The sequence below is a fragment of the Maribacter aquivivus genome (genome assembly GCF_900142175.1).
Lineage (GTDB): Bacteria > Bacteroidota > Bacteroidia > Flavobacteriales > Flavobacteriaceae > Maribacter > Maribacter aquivivus.
The window spans coordinates 707612-730218 of sequence record NZ_FQZX01000002.1 but is presented as its reverse complement, the minus strand read 5'-3'; the positions used below and the strand labels follow the sequence as shown (position 1 = coordinate 730218).

Here is a 22607-nt window from a genome sequence, read left to right as displayed (position 1 = left end):
TATCAAAAATTCAATGTAAATGTTAGGGTTTGGCACAATGTTAACATGTTGCATTAATACCGGAAGTTGCAAGAAAAATTATTGTCTTTATTCTTAAGGTCAAGTTAATGATTATTAAGATCTTCCCAATTAATGTTTAATCCAGCTTATAATAAATACATTTGCATGTATCAATATATTAAATTCATCATGGAGCTAAAACAAATAGAAAAAATATCTAAAGCATTAAGTGATGTCAATCGTCTAAAAATATTACAATACATGCAAAAAAACCAAGGTAAGGTAGAATGTACTAAAGCCTGTAATTTGTTAGATTTAGCACAGCCTTCTATTAGTCATCATATTAAAAAATTAGTAGAAGCAGGATTGATAAATCAACATAAAATTGGTCGTAATTATAACTATTCACTGAATCATGAAGTGTGGGATAATTATATGTTGAGGTTGCAAAATTTGTAATTTTTTTAAATAGATATATAGATACTTTTAAATATATAAATGAATTTAATAGTATGAAAAAAATAAAATATTCCATATTAGATTTAGCCATAGTATCGCAGGGGACTACATTGAAAGATACCTTTGATCATTCGGTAGCTTTGGCACAAGCTGCGGAAGAAGCTGGCTACACTCGTTTTTGGTTGGCAGAGCATCATAATTCAGTAGCGATAGGCAGTAGTGCAACATCTATTTTAATTGGTAAAATTGCTGAAGAAACAAAAACAATACGAGTTGGATCTGGTGGTATAATGTTGCCTAACCATTCCCCGTTAATTATAGCGGAGCAATTTGGTACTTTAGGTATATTATATCCTAACCGAATAGATTTAGGCTTAGGTCGTGCGCCTGGTACAGATCAGTTGACGGCACAAGCCATACGTTCAGATTTTTATCAAGCAGCTCAATCATTTCCTTTAGAGGTAGAAAAAATACAACGCTACTTTTCTCATGAAAATGCCCATGCAAAAGTACGTGCTACTTTAGCCGAAGGGGTAGAGGTGCCTTTATACATTTTAGGTTCAAGTACGGATAGTGCACATTTGGCGGCTAAAAAAGGGTTGCCTTATGCTTTTGCGAGTCACTTCGCTACAACCCACTTAATGGATGCGTTGAAAATTTATCATAATGAATTTCAACCGTCAAAGGAGTTAGAAAAACCTTATACGGCTGCGGGAGTGAACATCATTATTGCAGATACAGATGAAGAAGCAGAACGCATTTCTACATCGTTATATAAAATGATTATTGCGTTGTTGACGGGTAATAGAACTTTTATGCAACCACCAGTTGACATGACAGATGATTTGCGTGAGTTAAGTCAGAATCCGTCTGTGCAACAAATGCTTAAATACTCCTTTATTGGAAGCAAGGAAACAGTAAAAAAACAGATAAAGCAATTTATTGCCGATACTCAAGTAGATGAACTGATAGCGGTTACTAACATTTATGACGGACAAGACCGTATAAAATCTTATCAAATTTTTGCGGAGATTATGAAAGAGTTGAATGGAGAGAACAGTTAAGTTCTCTCCATTTTAATCATTTATGTCAACAATTGATTGCCGTTCTCTATTAACGGTTAATTTCGTTACATCTGGTCTAGAATAGTGCCCAACGGAGTCAAAATTTTGTCGTTCTTCAAGCACCCTGTTAAAATCAATTGTAGCAGTAATTAAACCTTCTTTATCAATAACTGGGGGCAAAATCCATTCTCCATCCGGTCCAGCAATACATGAACCTCCGTTTGCTAGGGTATCTGGGCAGTTTTCAAGAATAGTATTTAAGTGTGGTGTGTCTTTAGGGAAGTCGGTTTTGCTCATTAAACTAGAAACGGAAACTACAAAAGATCTTGATTCTCTCGCAATAAATCGTGTAATATCAGCGGTATTATAATCGGATCCGGGCCATACGGCTATATGCAAATCTTCTCCTAAACCATATAAAGCTGTGCGTGGAAGAGGCATCCAGTTTTCCCAACAATTGAGCCCGCCAACAGTAAAGTTTTTCAGGTCGTGAACCCGTAATCCATTACCATCACCAGGTGCCCATGTTAATCGTTCTTCATAGGTAGGCTGCAATTTTCTATGAACAGACTTGATTTCTCCATTACTATTTATGTAAACAAGTGAACAGTAAATACTGTGACCACCTCTATTTTTTGCACGTTCCATTAATCCTAGGTAGATAGCAATTTTATGCTGCTTTGCAAGAGCACAAATGTCATCTAATTCTCCCGCTTCAATTTGAATGGAATTTTTGATGTAATGGGCATGAATTTCTTTCTGTACTTTAGAATCGAATTTAGCACCGTCTGTCATGGAAACCCAAAAAGGATAACCAGGTAATAGAGCTTCACCAAAAACTACAAGCTCACAATCATCTTCACCGGCTTTAATGATAAATTCCTTGATTTTATCAATAGTCTTCTCTTTATTTAGCCAAACCGGTGAGATTTGAGCCATACCTATTTTAAGGTTATTTTGTTCTGGAGTATCTATAATTTTAGTCATTCGTGTTAATGGTATTTAATTTTGTGAGAAGCTGAGTTTTAAATCGCTGTGCGAAAATATGATTAGGGTCTAATTGAAGGGCTTTATCAAGGTTTGAAGTCGCTAAAGACAAACTGTCCATTTTTAAATAAATACTTCCGTACAGCACGTAAGGTTGCGGTATGTTCGGGTCATTAATTTGATTATTAAAATCATCGGCAATGGAGAGTGCTTTTTCAAAATTGCCTAAATCAGATTCTAAAGTAGCTGCATAGCTAATAAAAAATGGAACTTTTTTCTGTTTAGGGGTGGTAAGTATATGTAATGAATCTAAGGCTATTTTTGCACCATATATTGCATTCAAAACCTCTATATACTCAGCTTTAATATATGATTCGTTTGGGTATTTATGGATAAAGGTTCTATAGTTCTTCTCGGCAGTGGTCAAAAAATTAGATATAAAGTCTTGATCTAATTTCATATTCTGTCCACGGGCATTAAACAATTCTAAAGTAATACGGGTTACTTCTAAAATTAATTGGTCGTCTTCACTAACCTTAATTTGTGAGCTGTTTATGTCATTTAAAATTTGAATTCTTTCATTGAGGTTTGTAGTGTTTTTTCCAACCAAAGCTTTACCTACAATAAAAGTAGAATCAAAATCTACAGCTTTTCTAAATGCTTTTTCAGATAGCGTCCATTGACCATAATCTAGAATATGTTCCCAACCTTTATTAAAATAAAAAACGGCAGAATCGTTTTTAGCACCGTAAGTGTATACGGCTAGATTTGTAGATGATTTATTTTGTTTTTGCTGACATGAAGTGAACAGTATAAAGACTAGTGCATAAATTGGGTACTTCAATGACATTGAAAATATGTTTATTCGAAAATATTGTTTTTAATTTCATTAGAGCCATTCCAAGGTCTAAAATATAGTACGGAATCTGACTGCGCTACAATAGTAAGTAAATCATCAATAGCATCTGGTGTGTATTGAGATTTATGACAATTTGATGCTTTATGTCCTAAATCTAAATCATCCTTATCACAGGGAATTCTATACGTAAGAAATCTTTTTTGAGTTCTTTTAAGATTGTCGTTTAACCATTGCACTAAATCTGTTTTGAAGCTAATGTCCTTATTACTTGTTTCCTTCGGATATGCATAATAGAGTAGGTTCTGTAACGATTCTGACGTTTCTCGCTGAAAGACCTCTGTAACCACATTACTAACAATTCTATGGTCTGGGTGTCCGTATTGGCCGCCAGGGCCAAAACTAATGACTACGTTTGGTTTATAGCTTGTAAATAAGCTATCAATCTTATCATCTAAAGAGTTGATATTTTCTTTTAGGGCTAAATCCCCATCAGTATACTTCAAAAATATTGGTGGATTAATTCCTAATGTTTTGGTGACGCACAATGCCTCTTCTGCACGTGTTTTAGCAAGTAACTCGCCAGTAGGAATATTTGCATGCGGTGTAACCCCGTTAGAACCATCGGTAACAATTACCAAATGAATATTTACCCCTTCTTTTTGATATTTGGATAGAATAGGGGAAATAACGATTTCATCATCTGGGTGAGCAAAAATTGCCATTAATGTTTTGCCTTTGTTAGTTTCTTTCAGAGGTGCATTACTCTGGATTAAATTTTCTTTATAATCAATCGGTTTTTGACTGTTTTCTTTACAGCCTATAATTGATAGAAAAACAGAGCAGGTTAGAAGTAGTATTGTTTTTTGAATCATTATATGCTTAAAAAATGTCATCTATTACGTTATTGATGTTCTAATGATGGTAGCGAAGATAATAATCTAGGTTGGAGCTTATTTTTTTAACTACTGATAATTTAAGTACTAATTTTTTATATCAATTTTTACTACTTTAACTGACTACTAAATAATAGCTGTATGAAGTGTTTAAAGTATTTGATGGTTTTCGTACTATTTACAGCGTGTAAGTCTTACGAAATAGGAAAAATTGACACTCAAAAGGGAGAAATTTTAGTTTGGTTGCATGATGAAACTCCGAATCATAAAGCAAGTTTTATAGAACTAGCGAATGCAGGTTATTGGGATTCGTTGACTTTCAATAGGGTGATTCCAGATTTTGTAGCACAAGGTGGTTGCCCAGATACACCAGAAGGGTTTAATGATCCCGAATATTTGTTAGCGCCAGAGTTTGAATCAAAACTAACACATACTTATGGAGCAGTAGGAGCAGGACGAGATGGAAATGCGGAGAAGTTATCGGCTCGTTGTCAGTTTTATATTGTACAAAATAAAGATGGCCTACATCGGTTAGATGGTGATTATACTGTTTTTGGGAATGTTTTAAAAGGGATGGATGTTGTAGACGAATTAGTAGGTGTTTCAAAAGATTCTACTGATACACCATTGACTCCTTTACCATTAGACATTTCAATAGTAAAGATTTCTGCAAAAAGGCTAAAAGAGCTAAGGTCAAATAATAAATAATACACCAATAGTTCTTATTTTGAATTAGTCTACAAAGCAAAAATCAATGGCTTTATTCATCTTTTTTAAATTCAATTTTACTTGTAGTAGTAACCAAGGTTTTAATTTGGTCATTAATACTTTTTTCAATTACAAATACTAGTGTATCTCCAATAGCTAAGTTTTTTTTCTCTTCTTTGAAAGTGGTCATATAATCTTCAGATAACCGATAAGATTTTCTATCATCTAGTTCTGTTTTGTTGATGTCAATACGGTATGGAACTCCTGCGTAAATTAATTGTTTAGCACCATTACTATTTTCGAACCGATCAGCTTCTTCATTAAAGCACTCTAAATCTACAGAAGTAACTTCATCAGAAAAACCAATTAACTGTACATAATACTGGTATTTTTTTGAAAAATTTTTCCATTTTTCCATTTCTGGCGGAATGTTATTTTTTATGATACTATCTGTTTCTTTACTATTAGAATCAAAGTCTTCAGGTAAAGAATTTAAGAGTTCATCTCCAACGGCATTCCAATTATAACTATCAAATTCTTTTGCTTGAAACGTTGCAATTTCTTTTTGAAAATAATGTTTACCCGAAGCCCAAAGTGTTACCATACCACCAGGGGCAATACCAACTCCAAATTCATATCCATAAACATCAGATCCACCATATGGACTAAATGAGTGCATTTTAGTTTTTTCTAACTTAAATAAACTATCTATTGTTTTATGCGGAAGCTCAAAAGTGCCTTTATATATTTTACGTTCACGAAGAGAAACCCAGTGACAGGATAAGGTATATGGTGGAGGAAAATTTTCAAATTCATAATTACCTGCAAACCCCCAGTATGCATTATCTTCTTTATAGTCTTCAGAAATAGTTATGGATTGATTTTTATTTTCAGTCATAAGTTCAAACCTGCCCATAATAGGGTGGTGCTCTGCCACACCTATACTAAAAGAGTAATTTTCTCGAGAGTAGGTTTGGTATGATATCATTCTCCATACATGTAATGCAATAAGAATTAAGGTAATGACCAAGAACGATAAAGTAAGTTTGTGTATTCTCATAATTAATGCTGAAAAGCTGCTGCTAGCCCTGTTAAAAATGCTATACCTAATGCCACTAGTAATGAAATCACTACGGCTATTGTACCAAGAATTTTAAATGTTTTTTTATTTTTAGAAGTATCGAAATATGCTATCAAAAACAGCTGAATTGCAACTACTACCCAAAATAAATTGAAAATATAGAAGAGCTGGTCTTCATGACTACTCATTTCTAATAAAAGAGTAAAAAGCAATATGGTGTTTATAATAGCTATTAGAAATGTCAAAGAGCTATTAAACTTTGGTATTGTTTTGATCATATTTTAAATTATAGTGTCAAAATTATTTTAGTTCACATTTTACGTCTGCCATATACCCTGCTTTCTGCTCAATCCATTCGTTCAAGTCTAAAGTATCATTTTCAGACTTTATAAAAACCCTATTCCAAGATTTTTTTAGAATTCGCCCTTGGGCAATAAGTTCTTCGGTAGTTCTATCTAAAATAATAACCGTATCATTTTGTTTTCCATTAAAAAAGACATGATTATTTCTTCCATAATAATCTTCAATATCAAGCATATATAGAAAACTGCCTATAATCCCAAAAAATAGAATTAGAAAAATGATCATTAATTTTAAAGAGCGTTTATATATCAAAAATATTATTAATAAAAGAAAGAGAACTAATGCAACTATTGACATTAATGATATGTATTAGGGTTGTGCTTAAAATTATTTTTTATTTAAAAGTAATTATAGAATACTAATCTCCAATCAATAGATATATTTCAGGACGGGTCAAGATTGATTACAACGGTTTGGATATGCTTAGTTGAGACAATTTAGCACTCAACTTTATAAGTACAAAGCCAAGTTTGGGAAATCGGAGATTTTCCAAAGTAGCACAGAACTAAGCAATTAAGTGTAGCCGTTGATATAGGCAGAGTTTATTTCAGTTCAGCATTTTGTTCAAAATAGCGTTTACGTGAATTTTAGTCGTATTAAACACTTTTAATTTGTCAAAATCCCCTTGTTCAAGTATTAGTGGTAATTCAGTTCCGCCTAATACAATTCCTTCGATATTTTCATTGACTTGTAATTCATTTATTATTCGAATGAGTTGCTTTTTTGTTTCGGGAACAATTTTGTTAAAAACTAATTCTCCCATATATTTTTCATGAATATAGTTTTGGTTTTCCTCATTTGGAATTACTATTTTAATACCATTTTTCTCTCCTTATTTTTGGTAAAATCCTTTGCTCATTGTTGATTTTGTTCCTAGCAAACCAACTTTTTCAATTCCTGTGTTTTTTATAGCTTTAGTCGTTTCCTCAACAATACTTATCATTTTCGTGTTTACAGATTCCGCTAGTTTGTCAAAAACTAAATGAGGTGTATTAGATGCTAATGCAATATAATCTACATTCGATTTTTCTAATATTTTGATTTTTCTTTTTAGAAACTCTACCAATTCATCTAATTGATTAGTAAAAACATAATTAAGCATTTCTGTCATATCCACGCTATGAATAAGAACTTCTGGATATTGATTTGTATTATGTCTCTCTCTAAATGTCTTTATCAACAATCTGTAGTATTCGATAGTTGATTCAGGTCCAATTCCACCAATTATTCCTATTTTATTCATACACTTTTGTTCTTTGCCTATAACGGTTTAATTATGAACAGTACGGTAGCAAACTAGCGTTTGCTTTCCGCCACGCACATAGCGAAATTTTATTGTTTTGATTTATTTTTTCTTGTCCGAGTAAAATCCATAAGATTTTGCGGTCCTCATAAAAATACACAAACCTTTCGATTAAGCCCGAAGTCCGTATTGTTTATAGGTTGTGTTGGTGGTAGTTTTTATTTCCCATATTCTCAAAGTCTGTTTAATAATGCTTGGTCCTCAAAGAATGCTTTAATGTATGAGTTAGTTTCATTAGGATATTGAAAATGCGGAGCATGACCGGCTTCTGGCATGACAATGAGCCTTAATGTTGGCGCTTTGCCAAGCATTGGATACCAGTTTTCTAACGAAAATGAGATATCATTATTACCAGATAAAACCAAAATAGGAATGTTTGTGTTTTGATATGCGGTTCTAAAATTATCCGAGTCTTCGGCAATCGCATTTTTTGAGGCAAAATATCTATTGAATACTTCTTGGCTTGAAGGTACTTTACTAAGGTCAAATCTTTTTGCTATTCGCTGCATAGATTTTTCTGCCGCTGTGCTACTTTTCTTTGAGCTTGGCTCAAAAAACAACACTAGAAAATCGTCATCAGTATTTACTGGTTTTAATGCTCTTTCAAAAAACTCTTTCTTAAACGGCAACTCATTTTTTCCAATGGGATTATTACCAATTATAACTGCTTTTAATATTCTTGAAGGATTTAGAAACATAGTATACTGTGCTACCCAGCCGCCGTAAGACCATCCTAAAACATGAAATTGTTCTATATCTAGATAGTCTGCAAGTTTTATAACATCATTTGCAACATCTTTAATAGCTAAGGGTAATTCTCCTTCAGAATAGCCAATACCACAATAGTCAAAGGTAATAACGGTATTATGTTTTGCTAATAAATTAAGAAATAAAGGGTCCCAAGTGTCTAATGTTCCTCTAAATCTATTTAGTAAAATTAATGGTTGTCCAATACCAAATTTTCTATACGCAATTTGATTATTATCAATGTTTGCAAATTGGGTATGAACTGTAAGTGCGTTCTCTTTCATAATTATTCTTTTATATTTGTATTGTACTTGCAAAATGCAAGTGTAAATATAAATCAATCTACTTGCATTTTGCAAGTGAATTTACGTTAAATTTTATGAAAGCACCAAAAAGAAGGTCTCAATGTCCCATAAGTTCTTCACTTGAAGTTTGGGGAGACAAATGGTCATTATTGATAATTAGAGACCTAATGTTTAATAAAAGATTTACTTATGGAGATTTTTTAAAATCAGAAGAGAAAATTTCAACTAATATTTTAGCAGCTAGATTACTAATGCTCGAAAAAAATGATTTGATTGAAAAATTGGAACATCCTGATAGTAAGGCCAAAGTACTATACCAATTGACCCAAAAAGGCATAGATTTAATTCCGGTAATTGTAGAAATTAATTTATGGGCAGAAAAGTATTTTCAATTAACGGAGGAAAAGAAGTTTCTAATAAAAGAGATAAAATTAAATAAAGAGAAATTTATTTCAACCTCAATTAATAGCTTGCTTAAAAATTAGGTTTAAATTACTACCAACGGCTTCGGCTATGATTAGTACGGGAATAAATAGGCGATTAATTTCCGATTAAACACTTAGCCAAAACTTTTTATTTTATTTTAATTTTTTCTGTTCAAAAGCCAAATCAAAAGATTTGGCGGACATTATAAAAATACACAAAACTTTGAATTAAATACTAAACCCGTATTAATTATAGCCATTGTTGGCATTAGTATTTAACATCCCATTGGTATTTCAAACGAGATTATTTTTTCCTTTTTTTCTCCAGTTTTAGAGTTTTTTAATTTAATTTTTAAGAATATTCTACTTGTTAATACGGTACTTGGGTATTGATTATATTTCGTTATGTTTTTAATGTTATTCGAAAATTTTTCAGCACAATTTTCATCAACATAGTTTTTCAGTTCATCAACAGCTATTTCATTAAACTTCTGAGTGTCTTTTTCAGTATATTTTTTGGTAGTAAAGTATGTGTTATTTACCTCAATATTCTCCCAATTTGAGTAATAGTGTTTCCAATTTATTAAATCACAATGAGCACCTTCATCTGTTATTGATATTGAGTTTTCAAACCTTTGTTTAATTTCAACCTTATCATACTTAGATTCAGATATTATAATTTTCTTTCCCTCAGGACTATCTCCAAGGTCAACAAATATTTTCACATTGTCTTTCTGTATTTTATTTAAGTTGTTTTCATTATCCCAGACATTTAATCTCATTGATAATGTAAATTCTTCAAATCTTATTTTCAGATTGTCACTTAAACTTTCAGGTGTTAGATAACCATTAAAAACAAATCCAGATATATTTCCATTAACTTCTTTTATTTGAACCCAATTCCCCTTAATTATTTTCCCTTCGTCAATTACTTCAAGTTTGTTTTCTGTTTGTTCAAAAATATAGACTTTAGAGCCGTATTCTAGTTTGCCAATTCGTTTAGAGTTTTTGTTTGGTTTTTCTCTAACTATTAAACCATTATCCGCTTTAACATATTGATTACTCTGTCCAATAACTGATATTGAAGAAAGGATTATTAAATAAATGAGTAATTTTTTCATATTAATGCCAACGTAGGTATAATGAACATATGTTCATTATATAACATATGTTTTTTACAAATCTAAAGGATTTTTAATAAGATTGATAATAAACAACTTTCACTATTTTTTTAATTATTATTTCAGAAAATGAGATTTACAACAATAAAATTCTACTAAGTAAATTCAATAATTGAAAAGAGGTTCTAGGTGGCTTACTACCGTAATTGGTTTTAGAAGTAACTTAAATTTATAAAATAGTCGTTCTATAGTACAATTCGGTAATCAAAAACAACAATTGAGTTCCTATTTTTTTTAATTCGGTAGAAAAGGATTCATGTTTGCTTTTTAATAGGGCAACTATAGAAAGAATTAAAGTTCTAAAAGTAAATCCCTAATTTTAAAAAATATAAGCAGCAATTCTAAGTATATTAAAAATGGGTAGTTTTTTAAAGGTGGTAAGAACAGCGGTTATTATAACCTTGGTTATGGAATTAGTGCGACTGTTATTGTCCGATTGGGAAAACATAACTTTATATCGTGAGCTGCAATTTGCCGGTATAGCCTTTCTCTACTCTTTTGCTCTTTCTTTAGTTAACATGTATTTTAGTGATTATATTTCTCAAAAATATAGTTGGGAGAATGAAGCCCAAAAAAGGTTATGGTTCGGTGCCGCCGGCTCAATAGTACTTACTGTATTGGCATTTGGTGCAGTACGTGCGTTTACTGAAATATATATATTAGGTAAAAACTTTGAGCAATACTTAGCTGGTGAAAGAGTAGAATACTACTTCTATGCGTTGTTGGTTACCTTGGTGGTATCTCTATTTTTACATGCTTTCTATTTCTACAAAGCATTACAAGACACCAAGGTAAAAGAACAGAAAATAATAGCAGGTTCAGCATCTGCAAAATTCGATGCACTAAAGAATCAACTAGACCCTCACTTTCTATTCAATAGCCTTAATGTACTAACAAGCCTTATTGAAGAGGATCCTTTGCAGGCACAAAAGTTTACTACTTCGTTATCTAAAGTATATAGATATGTGTTAGAGCAGAAGAGTAAAAATCTTATTTCTGTAGATGAAGAACTAAAGTTTGCAAGAACCTATGTACGACTTCTAAAAATGCGTTTTGAAGACAGTATCATATTTGAAATACCTGATGAGGCACTAAACCCCGAAGCTAAAATAGTACCATTATCACTTCAGTTATTATTAGAGAATGCGGTGAAGCACAATGTGGTAACTTCTTCTAAACCATTACATATTAGAATTTATGAAGAAAACGACTATTTGTATGTCGTTAATAATCTTCAAGAAAAACAGGTGGTTAAAAAGAGTAGTGGGGTAGGGCTGCAGAATATACGCCAACGCTATGCCATTCTCACAAAAAAGGAAATGCAAATCTTTAAAACGGACAAAGAGTTTAAAGTACGCTTACCTATGTTAATGAACGAAATTTCGTTTAGAGAAACACAAGATTCTCACATTAGTGCCAAGCGCTATGAGAAAGCTAAAGAGCGTGTAGAGCTTATTAAAGGCTTCTACGGTAACTTAACCTCATACTGTATTGTAATACCTGTGCTTGCCTTTATAAATTATAGAACTACCAGTTTTGTGTGGGTTATTTTCCCTGCCATTGGTTGGGGTATAGGTTTACTTGCCCATGGCTTAAAGGCTTATGGCTTAAATCCGTTATTTGGTAATGACTGGGAAGAAAGAAAAATTAAGGAATTCATGGAGAAAGATAATTTTTGAATGAATTTTAAAGAATTACACTATGATGCTAACAAAAGAAATAGAAGCGGCTATAGACGATAGTGTATTGTGTTGGCTGGCAACATCTTCTGCCGATAACATGCCTAATGTATCACCCAAAGAGATATTCTGTTATTTTGAAGACGATACAATTATAGTAGCAAATATAGCTTCGCCACAAACCGTTAAAAATATAAGGGCGAATAAAAACGTGTGTATCAGTTTTATAGACATTTTAAAGCAAAAAGGATTCCAGCTTAAAGGCGCGGCTGAAATAATAGAGAAATCAGCTACAGACTTCTCTAAGATGGAGAAAATGCTGCTACACCTTACTGAAGGCAAGTTTCCATTTGCTACAATTACCAAGATTACCATTACTAGTTCAAAACCTATTATAGCACCTAAATACCTGCTGTATCCTAATACTACAGAAGAACTACAGATAGAAAGTGCAAAGAAATCGTATGGGTTTTAAAGGTTTTTTACGCCTATAATTACCACATTTTACAATTCAGTCGTAAAAAATTACAACTGGGTATTTCATTTTTTCAAAACCTGGGTTATCTGCCGAAATTTGAAGTATAGTAATCAAATAACAATAACCTAAAACACATAAAGATGGAATCAAATTTCACAAACGACAACAATTACAAGTATCAAAAAGCAAAAGAAAAAGTAGAAGCTATAAAAGGTTTTTATGGCAACTTATTAGCATACTGCATCGTAATTCCCATTTTAGCATATATCAATTATAATACAACAAGTTTTCTATGGTTCATTTTTCCGGCTTTGGGTTGGGGATTTGGTTTGTTAATGAATGGTCTTTATGCCTTTGGATATAACCCATTATTCGGTAAAAATTGGGAAGAGAGAAAGATCAAAGAATTCATGCAAGAATCATAACCTAATAAACTGAAGATCATGGAAAACACAAAATATACAAGAGCAAAAGAAAGAGTAGAAGAAATTAAAGCATTCTATGGCAAAGTAGCATCAGCCATTGTAACCATTTTAATTGTAGCGGCAATCAATTATTACTTGAATGAATGGAGGCATGCCTGGTTTCTTTGGGTAGTATTCGGATTAAGCATTAGCTTATTTTTTAAAGCAAATAAAATCTTTAACTTGAATCCGTTTATGAATCGTGACTGGGAAGAAAGAAAATTACAAGAGTTTTTACAACAAGAAGAAAGTAGAAAAAGATGGAACTAAACGAATTTGAACAATCAGATAAATTAGCAAGAGCCCAAAAGAAGGTAAAAGAATTGAAAGGGTTTTATATTCACTTACTAGTGTATGTATTGGTTAATCTATTCCTTATGACTATTACCATAATGGGAATAATGTCTGGCGGAGCTTCATTTTCAGAGGCACTATTTAATTTTGGTACATTTTCTACTCCGTTTTTCTGGGGAATAGGTTTGGCATTTCACGCCGCTAAAGTATTTGGTTACAGTCCTTTCTTTAGTAAAGATTGGGAACAGCGCCAGATCAGTAAGTATGTAGAACAGGAGAAAAGAGATGCCGAAAAATTTAGATAATATGAATACTAAACGCACAAACGATAATTTCGACAATGAAGAATACAATAAGTTTTCTAAGTATGAAAGAGCAAAAACAAAAGTGGCCAGCATAAAGCGTTTCTATAACCACGTATTAGTTTTTCTGATAATTAATATCATTTTGTACTTCTTAAGGCATAAGTTCGTTTTCATTTTGGTGAGTGAAAATGCATTAGGAAATCCTGAGTTTTTAGATTGGATAAACTGGAATGTCTACGGCACCACCATTGTATGGGGATTCATTCTTGCGATTCATGCACTTATTGTTTTTAGTAATATCTCAGGGTACATGAAGAGATGGGAAGAACGTGAAATTCAAAAACACATAAACTCATATAACGACTAGGAATACTATTTTATAAAAATCATAAAACCAAACCATGAAGACCATTATAATTGAAGATGAAAAACCAGCAGCACGTAGGTTGGGTAGAATGTTAGAGAGTTTAGATCTTTCGGTTTCTACTATGCTACATTCTGTAGAAGAGGCTATTGATTGGTTTCAAAACAATGAACACCCAGATTTAATCTTCTTGGACATTCAACTTTCTGACGGACTCTCATTCGAAATTTTCGATGTTATAGAAGTACACAGCGCCATCATATTTACTACCGCCTTTGATGAGTACGCGCTTAAAGCCTTTAAATTGAACAGTATAGATTATATTTTAAAACCTATAGACGATGAAGATTTAGAGCAAGCAGTTGCTAAATATAGAAAGCTGTTTAGATCTGATAATGAGCCAAGTAAGATTGCTTTAGACTTTGAAGACATAAAGAAGTTATTGGTGAATCCGCTTGAGCGGGAATATAAAAAGCGATTTACCGCTAAAGTTGGTCAGCACTTAAAAATTATAAATGCTGAAGATGTAGAATGTTTTTATAGCGAAAACAAAGGTACCTATGCCGCTACTAAAGATGGTCGTAATTATTTGTTAGATACTACTTTAGAACAGCTAGAAGAGGAACTAAAACCGCAAGTATTTTTTAGGGTCAGCAGAAAGTTCTATGTGAATATAGACCATATAAAAGATATTGTTTCATACACCAATTCAAGATTACAGATTAAGCTCAAAAACAATCCGGATCACGAAATAATTGTGAGCAGAGAGAAGGTAAAAGACTTTAAGCTTTGGTTAGAGTAGAAAAGGTAAGTTGTTGATAATTAGTAAGTAGTCTAAATATCCTCTTCTTCGTCAATTCTATTTTCATCGAATGCAGAGGGCAATAATTTAGGGATCAGCTTAATAAAAATAGGAAGCAGAATTGCACCACCTGGTAAAATAAATATCGCTAGTGAAGGTATACTTTTAAAAATATCTAATAGTTGATTTTGAACCTTTTTCTTTTCTTCATCACTTAAATCTCTCATAGTTGATTTTGACAAAAGCGCAACCAACTCTGCACTTTGAGAAAGTTCTTTAAGTAAACGTTTACTATTTCGTAGAATCAGTTTTTTTACAATTTTACCCATACTTTCGTAAAACTGCTGTGCCAAATTCTTTTCCTTTAAATAAGGTATAACATCAACATTCATTTTAAAGAAGTCGGTAACATCAGTAATAGATGATGAAATTATAGATTTTTCAAAACCGAGATCTTCTCCTATTCCAAATATAAATTCAGACTCGGTATAATCTAAAGAATGGTCTTCCCAAACGGTAAGGCAAGCCATATCTAACAAATATCGATTCTCCCAATTTTCCTTATTATTTAAAAGCCGTTCGCGGTAAGAACCATCAAAGCTGTTTTCGGCACAACTAATATAGGTTAATGAAGAAGCCAATAACTGTGAAAGTCTATTGTCTTGTCTATCAATTTCTTGAGAACTAAGGGCAGCGTAGGTAATATTAATAGCTAAGTATTCTATTTCTTCTGCCTTTTTCTTTAATGCTGTGTGCTTATTTAAAAAATGTTTAAAAAGTAGTACATCAATAAAAAGTAGCGAATTGGTAATAAGGCTGTTAAAAGTCTTACTTATAATATTGTCTTCAATATATATTCTTGAAGTCATTAGTTTTTCAAGCTTCGCAGATGTTTTGCTACCGGTAAACCATTTATCAAAAAAACCTGCGCGACTAATATTTAGTATTCCGTAGAACTCAAACACTTGTTCAATAAAGGTATTATAGTCATCACCACCTTTTATACGGTAGGTAAAGTAAAGTGCGTGCAGTAAATTAATTTTTGCTTTCTCGTCTTCAGATAGGGAGTGTTCTAATTCTATAAACTCTGGTATGCTAGAATTTAGACCATATACGAATCCGCTTTTTTTAAGCGTACTGTATAAAGCTTCAAAATGGGGGAAAGCATTTTGGTGTTTTTGAACAACCGAACCATATTTCTCAATCCAACCAGAGGAAGACGGGTTCATATCTTAATTATTTAAGATTGTAAAGTTAGCTAATTATTAGTTTACACTTATTTATAAATAGTTACTTCTAAGCTATAGAAACATTTTTATTGATGGATCTCATCTTGTAGTTGAAAATAAATTTTAATTTTTTTTAAGAAAAAATGAACCTTTCATTTTTAGTCTCGTAAGTAGGGGTGATTCTAATCTAAAAAAAAAAAGGATAATGAAAAAATCAAAATTATTTATGGGACTTGGCGCTTTGGCCTTAGTAGGTGGTCTTTTAGTGGCAGCAGATCATATTGATGCGCCAAACGCTATGGGAACCTCGGCAGATATTGCCGATTTTTATGCTTTTGAACCAACAGAAGGTTCAGACAATACCGTTTTTGCGGTAGACCTTCAATCTAATGTACTGCCAGATTTGGCTTATGGTACGTTTGATGAAAATGTATTACTAGAAATTAATATTGATACCGATAATGATTTGGTAGAAGATTTAGTAATACAAGCAATACCAAGAGATGGTAAAATGTATTTCTTTGGTCCGGTTGCACCAAGTGAAACAGGTTTAAATGGTGCTATAATGGTAGATGCTCCATTAGGATCGGTAGACATTTCTGCTGAAACTGCTATTGTAGAGACTACGGCAAACGGAGTTTCGTTATTCGCAGGTCCTAGACAAGATGCTTTTTTCTTTGATTTCTTTCAATTCAATGAAGTTATTGGTGGTACGGCTCCTTTAGGTTTTAAACCAGCAGGTGATCCTAATACAACTGATGACGATGATGATACCGCTGTTGATACTTTTGATGGTGCAAATACAATGTCTATAGTAGTAGAGTTGCCTAACAGCCTTTTGGGTACTACAACAGGTCAGAATGCACTTGGTTTAGAAGTGTACAAAACTTGGGTAACAACAAACGCTAAACAATAATTATAACCTTATAAAAATATAACGATGAAATATAAAAATATAAAATATACGTTTTTGTCTCTTTTGGCAGTAGCAGCATTGGCTTCTTGTAGCGATGATGATGACAACACACCCATAGTTATTACACCAACATGTGATGATGGTATTATGAATGGCGATGAAACAGGAGTTGATTGTGGCGGTACTTGTACACCATGTGAAGAGGCAATGGCTCCAGATTTTACAGGAACGTACGCACAAGTTGATTTTATGGGAAGACCGGGAATTAATACGGTATTAAGTGCAGATGGTACTATTAAAGATGCTCATAACGTATCTATTCCTTCAGAAATGGCAGCAACTTTTCAAGCAGATTTTGAAGCAAGATTAGAAGCATATCATGATGTGTATGCAAACATTTTAGGTGCTGATCCAGCTGCAGTAAACTATGAAAGCAACATCTTAGGTTTAGATGCCCCTACATTAACAGGTTATTTAGCTGCCGATGTTTTAGAAGTAGCACCAAACTTACCTACCACATACTTTAACCCAGGTACAGATTTGGATGATGATGGTAGAATTTTGGTTCCTGATGGTGATGAAGTTGCATTAACAGGTAGAACTCCTCAAGATGATGTTATTGATGTGTCATTAATATTATTGTTTGGTGGTATGGAAGGTGATCGTTTTAGCGGTCAAGATACAGATGGTGATGGTATGGCAGATTTACCAAGATTAACCTCAGATGGCGTTGGGCAAACCGCTACTATAGGTACTACGTTCCCATACTTGGGAGCACCTGAATAAAAAGTTGCCATCACCTTGTCTATTGATAGGTTAGATAAGACTGGCGCAACCCTAAATTGTTTATGAAAGAGAAGGGGAAGGGGAGTTGAAAAACTCCCCTTATTTTAATCGATCCACAAAAAAACAACCTTATGAAATTAATACAGCTTTTAATAGTAATGATACTGGTGTCATCATGTGGTACCAAAAATCAGGACGCAATTGCACATAAAAAAGATTACGATAAGTTTTTAGTCTCTAACGAGATTAAAACAACATCAAAGTATTTTGACCTTTGGAATTCTAAAATAAGACCAGACAGCATGCAACTTACCAGTTTTGGTGTGGTAGGTGGGGAGTACAACAGATACTTTCAGCAAACGGGAGATATTGAATTTTTAAAGAAGGCAGAAAAGAGTTTAAAAAAGGCAGTTGATATTGCAAACATTGGGAAGCCCGGTTTTTACAGATCACTAGCTAGAAATTATATTTCTCAACATCGCTTTAAAGAAGCATTACAATTAGCAGATGCTGTGGCGGCAATTGGCGGAGATAAGAATGAGACCCAAAGCTTGTACTTTGATGTTCATATGGAATTGGGTAATTACCCATTGGCAGAGAAGTATTTAGATAGCTTAAAAAACATGTCAGATTTCGGTTATATGATTCGTTTGGCAAAATGGAACGATTATAAAGGCGATTTAGATACGACCATAAGTTTTATGGAAAAGGCTAGAACCAAAGCTGAGTTGGCAAAGAATAAAGACTTAATGCTGTGGAGCTATACGAATTTAGGAGACTATTATGGTCATGCAGGTAGAATTGAAGATTCGTACCAGCAATATTTAAAAGCGTTAGAAATTGACAATAATAATGCATATGCTAAAAAGGGAATCGCATGGGTCGTTTTTTCGAACGATAAAAATTCTGAAGAGGCAATCCGAATTTTAGACTCGGTTACCAAAACCTATAATGCTCCAGATTATTTTCTATTGAAAGCAGAAATAGCTGATTATATAGATGATGACTTAGTGCGTACCAAGAATTTAGATGAGTACTTTACAAGGGTAAAAAACACCGCTTACGGCGATATGTACAATGCATATAACCTTGGGTTGTATATAGGTGAAACCAAACAATATGATAGTGCTTTATTACTAGCACAGCGAGAAGTAGCTAATAGACCTACGCCAGAATCGTATAGCTGGTTAGGATACAGTCTACTTAAAAACGGAAATAAAGAGAAGGCTATGGAAATTATGAACACCTACGTATATGGTAAAACATTTGAACCGGCTTTACTATACCAAGCAGCTGAAGTTTATAAAGCTAACGGAGAAGAAGAGAGAGTTAAAGAACTAAAAGGAGAATTAATAGGGGCTATTTATGAATTAGGTCCCGGTATGGAAAAGCAAGTGCATGATTTGTAATTGATTGCCCAATTATTTTCATTTCATGTTTGTTTTAGGTTGGATTGTTTTTTTTTCAGTGTCACGATGTAAAGTCGTGACACTGTTATTATTACGCATTTCATCGAAAATTTGGTTTTTTTTAACAGGCGTATAGATGAAATGTATATATTTATCGACCAAATACATTTAAAATGCCCCAGCGTCTTAAATAACTGAACTAAAAGTAACCCCGTAAATCAATTAGTGTTATGGAATACCTGCTCTTTACATTATGGATAAGCTTAATGATTTTAATGGTTGGCAAAACAATCTTTGCCTATAGGTCTTTACAAAAAACATTAGACCGTACCAATAAGCCTGTCTAAATCAATTTTCTTAGTAATACCGGTAATAACAGCAAGTCTAATATCAATGCTGTTACCAGGGTTACACTTATGATCAACCCAATAGTTACACTAGGTTGATGAATAGAAAATAACATCACCATAAAGCCAAAGAAAAGAATGATGGTTGTAATGACCAATGCTCTACCGGTTTGTGCAAATGTCTTTTCAAGTGCAGCCTCTTTATCCAAGCCTTGGCTAATACTTAATTTATATTTTCCTAAGAAGTGAATGGTGTCATCAACGGCAATACCGAAGACGATAGCAAAAACTACAGATAGCGAAGCTTCAAGTGGTATCCCTAAAAAGCCTAACATACCACCGGCAAATAATATAGGTAACACATTCGGTACTAATGAAATCAGAAATATTTTAATATCCCGAAACACAAAAGCCATAATTACTCCGATCAGCAGTAATCCGTACAGCAATCCTTCTAATAAACTACTTCTAATATATTCAGAGTTTTTATCGAGCAAAATGCTCTTACCTGTTACTTTTATGGAAACTAGAGACGTGTCTAATTGTGTTTTTGCAAAATGATCAATATCGCTATATATAATTTTTAGCTTATCGGTACCAATATCTTGTAGCCTGCCATTAATACGGGCAATACTTTCATCTGCATTTATAAATTTAGCCAGTTGTTTACGCGCTAGTTTACGGGTATCTTTTTGATATTTTAAAAAGGTTTTCTCATCGCTAGGTAGGGTAAAATATGCAGCGCTATTTAGGTTGTTCGCTTTATTGAAGATTTTATACGGTAGGTTAGCAGATTGTACATTGCCTATACTTTCAAATGTTTTTAGATAGGTAAGTAATTTTTCAATTTCTTGGGCAACTTTAAAATCGGTAACCTTATTGCCTTCAGTACTCATAACGGCAATTTCTAAAGGTCTGAATCCTGAAAAATTACTTTGAAAGTAATCGAAATCTTTGGCTATTTTACTTTCTGCAGGTAAGGTGTTCTTTAATTCTTGATTGGTCTGTACCATGTAGATACCTAAAACACATAGAGCAGTGAAAACAACAGTTCCCAGTATAATAGACTTAGGGTAGTTTTTGGTGAATGTATTTAACTTTAAAAGGTATTTAACCCAATTCTCAGAGATACTTTTACGACCGATCAATGATTTTTCGGGTATAGTTACCAGTAATGAACCGGTTAAGAAAATAACCGTTATGTAAGCCACAAGTACGCCAATAGCGGCGTTTATTCCGAATTCTTGAATACTAACCAATCGTGATGAAAGCAAGGTTACAAAACCAACGGCAGTAGTTATTGAGGTAAGTAAGGTAGTCATACCCACTTCTCTAAGTGAAGATTTAATCGCCTTATATCGTGGTATACCGGTTTGCAATTTTCTTATATAACTATCGGTAAGGTGTATAACATCAGAAGTACCCACAATAAGCATGAGTACAGGGTAGAATGCAGCCATGGCATTTAGTTCTTTACCTAACCAGCCTAGTAATCCCATGAATAGTAAAAGAGACATGGCGATTGAGAAAACCGATATAAGAACTACGGGCATACTTCTGTATACGAGCAAAAGAATTATAAAAACTAAAATAGAAGCTACAATAGTGGTTGTAAGCACTTCACTCTTCTGCATTTCAACAATGGCTTCATAAAAGAAAGCCCTTCCTAAAATATGAAAATCGGGTAAGTTGTGCTCTTTTAAAGAAGCTCTAATACTATTTAAAAGAAGTTCAGATTGCTTGTAATCTAAATTGTCTTCGGTCTCTAGTGCTAGAACTAAAGACTTTCGCTTTTCATCTACAAGTACGTTTAGAAAAAGGGAATCTTCTTTAATTTTATTCCAATCTTTTTGGTATTGCGAAGGGTCGTCAATATGAATGATTGGTAAGGTGGTATAGCCAAAAGAGGTTTTAAGCGGGTAGGAGAGTGATGTTAAAGAGCTACTTTCTAAAACATATTTAAAAGTTTTACTCTCTTCAGAAAATGCTTGAAAACTGTTAAGGAAATCTTGCTGAAAAACATCGGGATCGTTCTTTACTGCTATTAGTAAAAAATTATCATCGGTACCAAATTCTTCTACATAACTATCGTAAAAGGCTAAATCTGGATCTTCTTCGGGGAAAAATTGACTAAAATCAAATGAAAACCGAAGCTCATCCAATTTAGAGGCAGCCATTACGCCCAATAGGATAAATAGTACAACGAATAACTTTTTAAGGAAGCCAAGGTCAGCCTTCATAGAAAAATATAAAATCTATTTCGGATGCGAATTTACCATTCTTCATGGTAACCTTGGTATAAAGAAACAATTAAGAACGAAGTAAATTTTTAAAAAAAATATCTTTCGCTCTCAAATGTGATGTTCCAACTATAGTTCTATAAAATTATCAAGATATAAAGTCCAATCGTAATTAATGTATTCAATATCCACACCTTTTGTAGAAGGTATAATTTCGTTCTCTTTTAGAATTTTTTTAATTCCGCTTTTGCCACCAAAATCACCTCTAAACCAACTAAATAGCGAAGTAACTTTAACTACATTGGTTTCGCTATTGTATTCGCTCGTTTTCTCTAGAAGTCTTTTTGTACCTATTTTAAATTGTTCAGGTAAACGTTCCCACTCATAAATTGCAACTGGCGGGCAATCTTTAGCACCGCAGTTTAAGGCAAAATGTACATTATAAACCGGTTTATTTACTCTTAGTTTACGTTCAAATTTACCTGGAAACCACTTGCGTATATAACCTAAACCATATTCCCATTGCGATTTTCTGATAATACCATGTTCTATTTTAGCAAACGATACCATTTCACCTGCAATCTTTATCTGCTCCAATTTAAAAAAACTACCTCTGTCATCATATAACTCCGGGTTCTTTTGAAGAATCACTTGTATGTAGGCATTGTAAATATTGAGCCAAAAAGCTAGTCTTTTATCATTGGTGTCCAGAGCATTGTCTAATTCTGAAATAGAAGTATTCGCTAAGATGTCTTGTAGGTCTTGTGTATCTTTCTTATCAATAATACGTTTTAAGAAAGTCTCAGACAATTCATTAAAATCTGTTTTGTTTGTAGTTTCTACTTGTGCTTGAAGTCCGGTTTTTGCAGTGCAGGACAATGCAAATAAAGTAGCAAGAAGATATAATTTAAGTTTCATA

25 protein-coding genes and 1 pseudogene are annotated in these 22607 nt (G+C 33.1%); 14 read left to right on the top strand and 12 right to left on the bottom strand.

Features of this window, described 5'->3' with window-relative positions; translation table 11 throughout:
* Positions 1–189 precede the first annotated feature (189 nt).
* A complete protein-coding gene (locus BUC31_RS13735; RefSeq protein WP_073245089.1) occupies positions 190–459 on the top strand; it encodes an ArsR/SmtB family transcription factor in 270 nt (89 codons plus the stop codon).
* Between the two features lie 53 nt (positions 460–512).
* On the top strand, positions 513–1523 hold the full coding sequence (locus BUC31_RS13730; RefSeq protein WP_073245087.1) for an LLM class flavin-dependent oxidoreductase: 1011 nt from the start codon (positions 513–515) through the stop codon (positions 1521–1523).
* A gap of 12 nt (positions 1524–1535) precedes the next feature.
* On the opposite strand, the gene BUC31_RS13725 is transcribed toward BUC31_RS13730, so the two are convergent.
* Genes BUC31_RS13725 through BUC31_RS13715 form a run of 3 tightly spaced genes read right to left on the bottom strand, consistent with a single transcriptional unit; the run spans position 1536 to position 4262 of the window.
* Positions 1536–2510: a carbon-nitrogen hydrolase family protein gene (locus tag BUC31_RS13725; protein WP_073245085.1), complete on the bottom strand. Its 975-nt coding sequence runs from the start codon at positions 2508–2510 to the stop codon at positions 1536–1538.
* Positions 2503–3360 carry a tetratricopeptide repeat protein gene (locus BUC31_RS13720; protein ID WP_073245083.1) on the bottom strand — a complete coding sequence of 286 codons (858 nt, stop codon included), beginning with the start codon at positions 3358–3360 and terminating at the stop codon, positions 2503–2505. The genes BUC31_RS13725 and BUC31_RS13720 overlap by 8 nt, the downstream gene beginning before the upstream one ends.
* Before the next feature lie 11 nt (positions 3361–3371).
* Positions 3372–4262: a PIG-L deacetylase family protein gene (locus BUC31_RS13715; protein ID WP_084135045.1), complete on the bottom strand. Its 891-nt coding sequence runs from the start codon at positions 4260–4262 to the stop codon at positions 3372–3374.
* Positions 4263–4403: 141 nt separating this feature from the next.
* Between BUC31_RS13715 and BUC31_RS13710 the strand changes: the two genes are divergently transcribed.
* A complete protein-coding gene (locus BUC31_RS13710) occupies positions 4404–4970 on the top strand; it encodes a peptidylprolyl isomerase (protein ID WP_073245080.1) in 567 nt (188 codons plus the stop codon).
* Positions 4971–5022: 52 nt separating this feature from the next.
* Here BUC31_RS13710 and BUC31_RS13705 read toward each other — a convergent pair whose 3' ends face one another.
* The 5 genes and pseudogenes from BUC31_RS13705 to BUC31_RS13685 all read right to left on the bottom strand — a co-directional run bounded on the left by BUC31_RS13705 (position 5023) and on the right by BUC31_RS13685 (position 8748).
* Positions 5023–6030, bottom strand: a complete 1008-nt coding sequence (locus BUC31_RS13705; RefSeq protein WP_073245078.1) for a DUF2931 family protein — start codon at positions 6028–6030, stop codon at positions 5023–5025.
* 2 nt (positions 6031–6032) lie between these two features.
* Positions 6033–6329 carry a hypothetical protein gene (locus BUC31_RS13700; RefSeq protein ID WP_073245076.1) on the bottom strand — a complete coding sequence of 99 codons (297 nt, stop codon included), beginning with the start codon at positions 6327–6329 and terminating at the stop codon, positions 6033–6035.
* Positions 6330–6351: 22 nt separating this feature from the next.
* Positions 6352–6639 carry a hypothetical protein gene (locus BUC31_RS13695; protein ID WP_139251970.1) on the bottom strand — a complete coding sequence of 96 codons (288 nt, stop codon included), beginning with the start codon at positions 6637–6639 and terminating at the stop codon, positions 6352–6354.
* 322 nt (positions 6640–6961) lie between these two features.
* Positions 6962–7657: pseudogene (locus BUC31_RS20690) on the bottom strand (aspartate/glutamate racemase family protein).
* A 233-nt stretch (positions 7658–7890) separates the two neighbouring features.
* Entirely contained in the window at positions 7891–8748 is an 858-nt protein-coding gene (locus tag BUC31_RS13685) for an alpha/beta fold hydrolase (RefSeq protein WP_073245072.1), read from the bottom strand.
* Between the two features lie 95 nt (positions 8749–8843).
* On the opposite strand from BUC31_RS13685, the gene BUC31_RS13680 reads away from it, so the two are divergent.
* Positions 8844–9254, top strand: a complete 411-nt coding sequence (locus BUC31_RS13680; protein ID WP_073245070.1) for a winged helix-turn-helix transcriptional regulator — start codon at positions 8844–8846, stop codon at positions 9252–9254.
* Between the two features lie 215 nt (positions 9255–9469).
* Here the strand turns inward: BUC31_RS13680 and BUC31_RS13675 are convergent, their stop codons facing one another.
* Positions 9470–10315, bottom strand: coding sequence for an SH3 domain-containing protein (locus BUC31_RS13675; RefSeq protein WP_073245068.1), 846 nt, complete (start codon positions 10313–10315; stop codon positions 9470–9472).
* A 416-nt stretch (positions 10316–10731) separates the two neighbouring features.
* Between BUC31_RS13675 and BUC31_RS13670 the strand changes: the two genes are divergently transcribed.
* The 7 genes from BUC31_RS13670 (at position 10732) to BUC31_RS13640 (ending at position 14761) form a co-directional block, all read left to right on the top strand.
* Positions 10732–12054, top strand: coding sequence for a 2TM domain-containing protein (locus BUC31_RS13670; RefSeq protein ID WP_073245066.1), 1323 nt, complete (start codon positions 10732–10734; stop codon positions 12052–12054).
* A 22-nt stretch (positions 12055–12076) separates the two neighbouring features.
* On the top strand, positions 12077–12529 hold the full coding sequence (locus BUC31_RS13665; protein ID WP_084135044.1) for a pyridoxamine 5'-phosphate oxidase family protein: 453 nt from the start codon (positions 12077–12079) through the stop codon (positions 12527–12529).
* A 143-nt stretch (positions 12530–12672) separates the two neighbouring features.
* Positions 12673–12957, top strand: coding sequence for a 2TM domain-containing protein (locus tag BUC31_RS13660; RefSeq protein WP_073245064.1), 285 nt, complete (start codon positions 12673–12675; stop codon positions 12955–12957).
* A gap of 18 nt (positions 12958–12975) precedes the next feature.
* Complete coding sequence (locus tag BUC31_RS13655) at positions 12976–13266, top strand: 2TM domain-containing protein (protein WP_073245062.1); 291 nt, start codon at positions 12976–12978, stop codon at positions 13264–13266.
* The gene (locus tag BUC31_RS13650) at positions 13257–13595 is read left to right on the top strand and encodes a 2TM domain-containing protein (RefSeq protein ID WP_073245060.1); all 339 of its coding nucleotides are present in this window, start codon (positions 13257–13259) and stop codon (positions 13593–13595) included. Before BUC31_RS13655 ends, BUC31_RS13650 begins: the two co-directional genes overlap by 10 nt.
* A gap of 1 nt (position 13596) precedes the next feature.
* A complete protein-coding gene (locus tag BUC31_RS13645) occupies positions 13597–13962 on the top strand; it encodes a 2TM domain-containing protein (RefSeq protein WP_170861962.1) in 366 nt (121 codons plus the stop codon).
* A gap of 34 nt (positions 13963–13996) precedes the next feature.
* Entirely contained in the window at positions 13997–14761 is a 765-nt protein-coding gene (locus BUC31_RS13640; protein ID WP_073245056.1) for a LytR/AlgR family response regulator transcription factor, read from the top strand.
* A 32-nt stretch (positions 14762–14793) separates the two neighbouring features.
* Here BUC31_RS13640 and BUC31_RS13635 read toward each other — a convergent pair whose 3' ends face one another.
* On the bottom strand, positions 14794–15990 hold the full coding sequence (locus BUC31_RS13635) for an LETM1-related biofilm-associated protein (RefSeq protein ID WP_073245054.1): 1197 nt from the start codon (positions 15988–15990) through the stop codon (positions 14794–14796).
* Between the two features lie 205 nt (positions 15991–16195).
* Here BUC31_RS13635 and BUC31_RS13630 point away from each other — a divergent pair, with 205 nt between their 5' ends.
* The 3 genes from BUC31_RS13630 to BUC31_RS13620 all read left to right on the top strand — a co-directional run bounded on the left by BUC31_RS13630 (position 16196) and on the right by BUC31_RS13620 (position 19101).
* Positions 16196–16906: a DUF4331 family protein gene (locus BUC31_RS13630; RefSeq protein WP_073245051.1), complete on the top strand. Its 711-nt coding sequence runs from the start codon at positions 16196–16198 to the stop codon at positions 16904–16906.
* A 24-nt stretch (positions 16907–16930) separates the two neighbouring features.
* On the top strand, positions 16931–17692 hold the full coding sequence (locus BUC31_RS13625) for a DUF4331 family protein (protein ID WP_073245050.1): 762 nt from the start codon (positions 16931–16933) through the stop codon (positions 17690–17692).
* A 131-nt stretch (positions 17693–17823) separates the two neighbouring features.
* Positions 17824–19101, top strand: coding sequence for a tetratricopeptide repeat protein (locus tag BUC31_RS13620; protein WP_073245049.1), 1278 nt, complete (start codon positions 17824–17826; stop codon positions 19099–19101).
* Between the two features lie 343 nt (positions 19102–19444).
* Here the strand turns inward: BUC31_RS13620 and BUC31_RS13615 are convergent, their stop codons facing one another.
* Together BUC31_RS13615 and BUC31_RS13610 are read right to left on the bottom strand one after the other, a co-directional pair.
* Entirely contained in the window at positions 19445–21688 is a 2244-nt protein-coding gene (locus tag BUC31_RS13615; RefSeq protein ID WP_073245048.1) for an efflux RND transporter permease subunit, read from the bottom strand.
* Between the two features lie 129 nt (positions 21689–21817).
* A complete protein-coding gene (locus tag BUC31_RS13610) occupies positions 21818–22606 on the bottom strand; it encodes a DUF547 domain-containing protein (protein WP_073245047.1) in 789 nt (262 codons plus the stop codon).
* Between the last annotated feature and the right edge of the window lies 1 nt (position 22607).

Coding starts and splice junctions, on each gene's coding strand:
- BUC31_RS13735 (WP_073245089.1), top strand. CDS start 190: ATGGAGCTAAAACAAATAGAAAAAATATCTAAAGCATTAAGTGATGTC.
- BUC31_RS13730 (WP_073245087.1), top strand. CDS start 513: ATGAAAAAAATAAAATATTCCATATTAGATTTAGCCATAGTATCGCAG.
- BUC31_RS13725 (WP_073245085.1), bottom strand. CDS start 2,510: ATGACTAAAATTATAGATACTCCAGAACAAAATAACCTTAAAATAGGT.
- BUC31_RS13720 (WP_073245083.1), bottom strand. CDS start 3,360: ATGTCATTGAAGTACCCAATTTATGCACTAGTCTTTATACTGTTCACT.
- BUC31_RS13715 (WP_084135045.1), bottom strand. CDS start 4,262: ATGACATTTTTTAAGCATATAATGATTCAAAAAACAATACTACTTCTA.
- BUC31_RS13710 (WP_073245080.1), top strand. CDS start 4,404: ATGAAGTGTTTAAAGTATTTGATGGTTTTCGTACTATTTACAGCGTGT.
- BUC31_RS13705 (WP_073245078.1), bottom strand. CDS start 6,030: ATGAGAATACACAAACTTACTTTATCGTTCTTGGTCATTACCTTAATT.
- BUC31_RS13700 (WP_073245076.1), bottom strand. CDS start 6,329: ATGATCAAAACAATACCAAAGTTTAATAGCTCTTTGACATTTCTAATA.
- BUC31_RS13695 (WP_139251970.1), bottom strand. CDS start 6,639: ATGATCATTTTTCTAATTCTATTTTTTGGGATTATAGGCAGTTTTCTA.
- BUC31_RS13685 (WP_073245072.1), bottom strand. CDS start 8,748: ATGAAAGAGAACGCACTTACAGTTCATACCCAATTTGCAAACATTGAT.
- BUC31_RS13680 (WP_073245070.1), top strand. CDS start 8,844: ATGAAAGCACCAAAAAGAAGGTCTCAATGTCCCATAAGTTCTTCACTT.
- BUC31_RS13675 (WP_073245068.1), bottom strand. CDS start 10,315: ATGAAAAAATTACTCATTTATTTAATAATCCTTTCTTCAATATCAGTT.
- BUC31_RS13670 (WP_073245066.1), top strand. CDS start 10,732: ATGGGTAGTTTTTTAAAGGTGGTAAGAACAGCGGTTATTATAACCTTG.
- BUC31_RS13665 (WP_084135044.1), top strand. CDS start 12,077: ATGATGCTAACAAAAGAAATAGAAGCGGCTATAGACGATAGTGTATTG.
- BUC31_RS13660 (WP_073245064.1), top strand. CDS start 12,673: ATGGAATCAAATTTCACAAACGACAACAATTACAAGTATCAAAAAGCA.
- BUC31_RS13655 (WP_073245062.1), top strand. CDS start 12,976: ATGGAAAACACAAAATATACAAGAGCAAAAGAAAGAGTAGAAGAAATT.
- BUC31_RS13650 (WP_073245060.1), top strand. CDS start 13,257: ATGGAACTAAACGAATTTGAACAATCAGATAAATTAGCAAGAGCCCAA.
- BUC31_RS13645 (WP_170861962.1), top strand. CDS start 13,597: ATGAATACTAAACGCACAAACGATAATTTCGACAATGAAGAATACAAT.
- BUC31_RS13640 (WP_073245056.1), top strand. CDS start 13,997: ATGAAGACCATTATAATTGAAGATGAAAAACCAGCAGCACGTAGGTTG.
- BUC31_RS13635 (WP_073245054.1), bottom strand. CDS start 15,990: ATGAACCCGTCTTCCTCTGGTTGGATTGAGAAATATGGTTCGGTTGTT.
- BUC31_RS13630 (WP_073245051.1), top strand. CDS start 16,196: ATGAAAAAATCAAAATTATTTATGGGACTTGGCGCTTTGGCCTTAGTA.
- BUC31_RS13625 (WP_073245050.1), top strand. CDS start 16,931: ATGAAATATAAAAATATAAAATATACGTTTTTGTCTCTTTTGGCAGTA.
- BUC31_RS13620 (WP_073245049.1), top strand. CDS start 17,824: ATGAAATTAATACAGCTTTTAATAGTAATGATACTGGTGTCATCATGT.
- BUC31_RS13615 (WP_073245048.1), bottom strand. CDS start 21,688: ATGAAGGCTGACCTTGGCTTCCTTAAAAAGTTATTCGTTGTACTATTT.
- BUC31_RS13610 (WP_073245047.1), bottom strand. CDS start 22,606: ATGAAACTTAAATTATATCTTCTTGCTACTTTATTTGCATTGTCCTGC.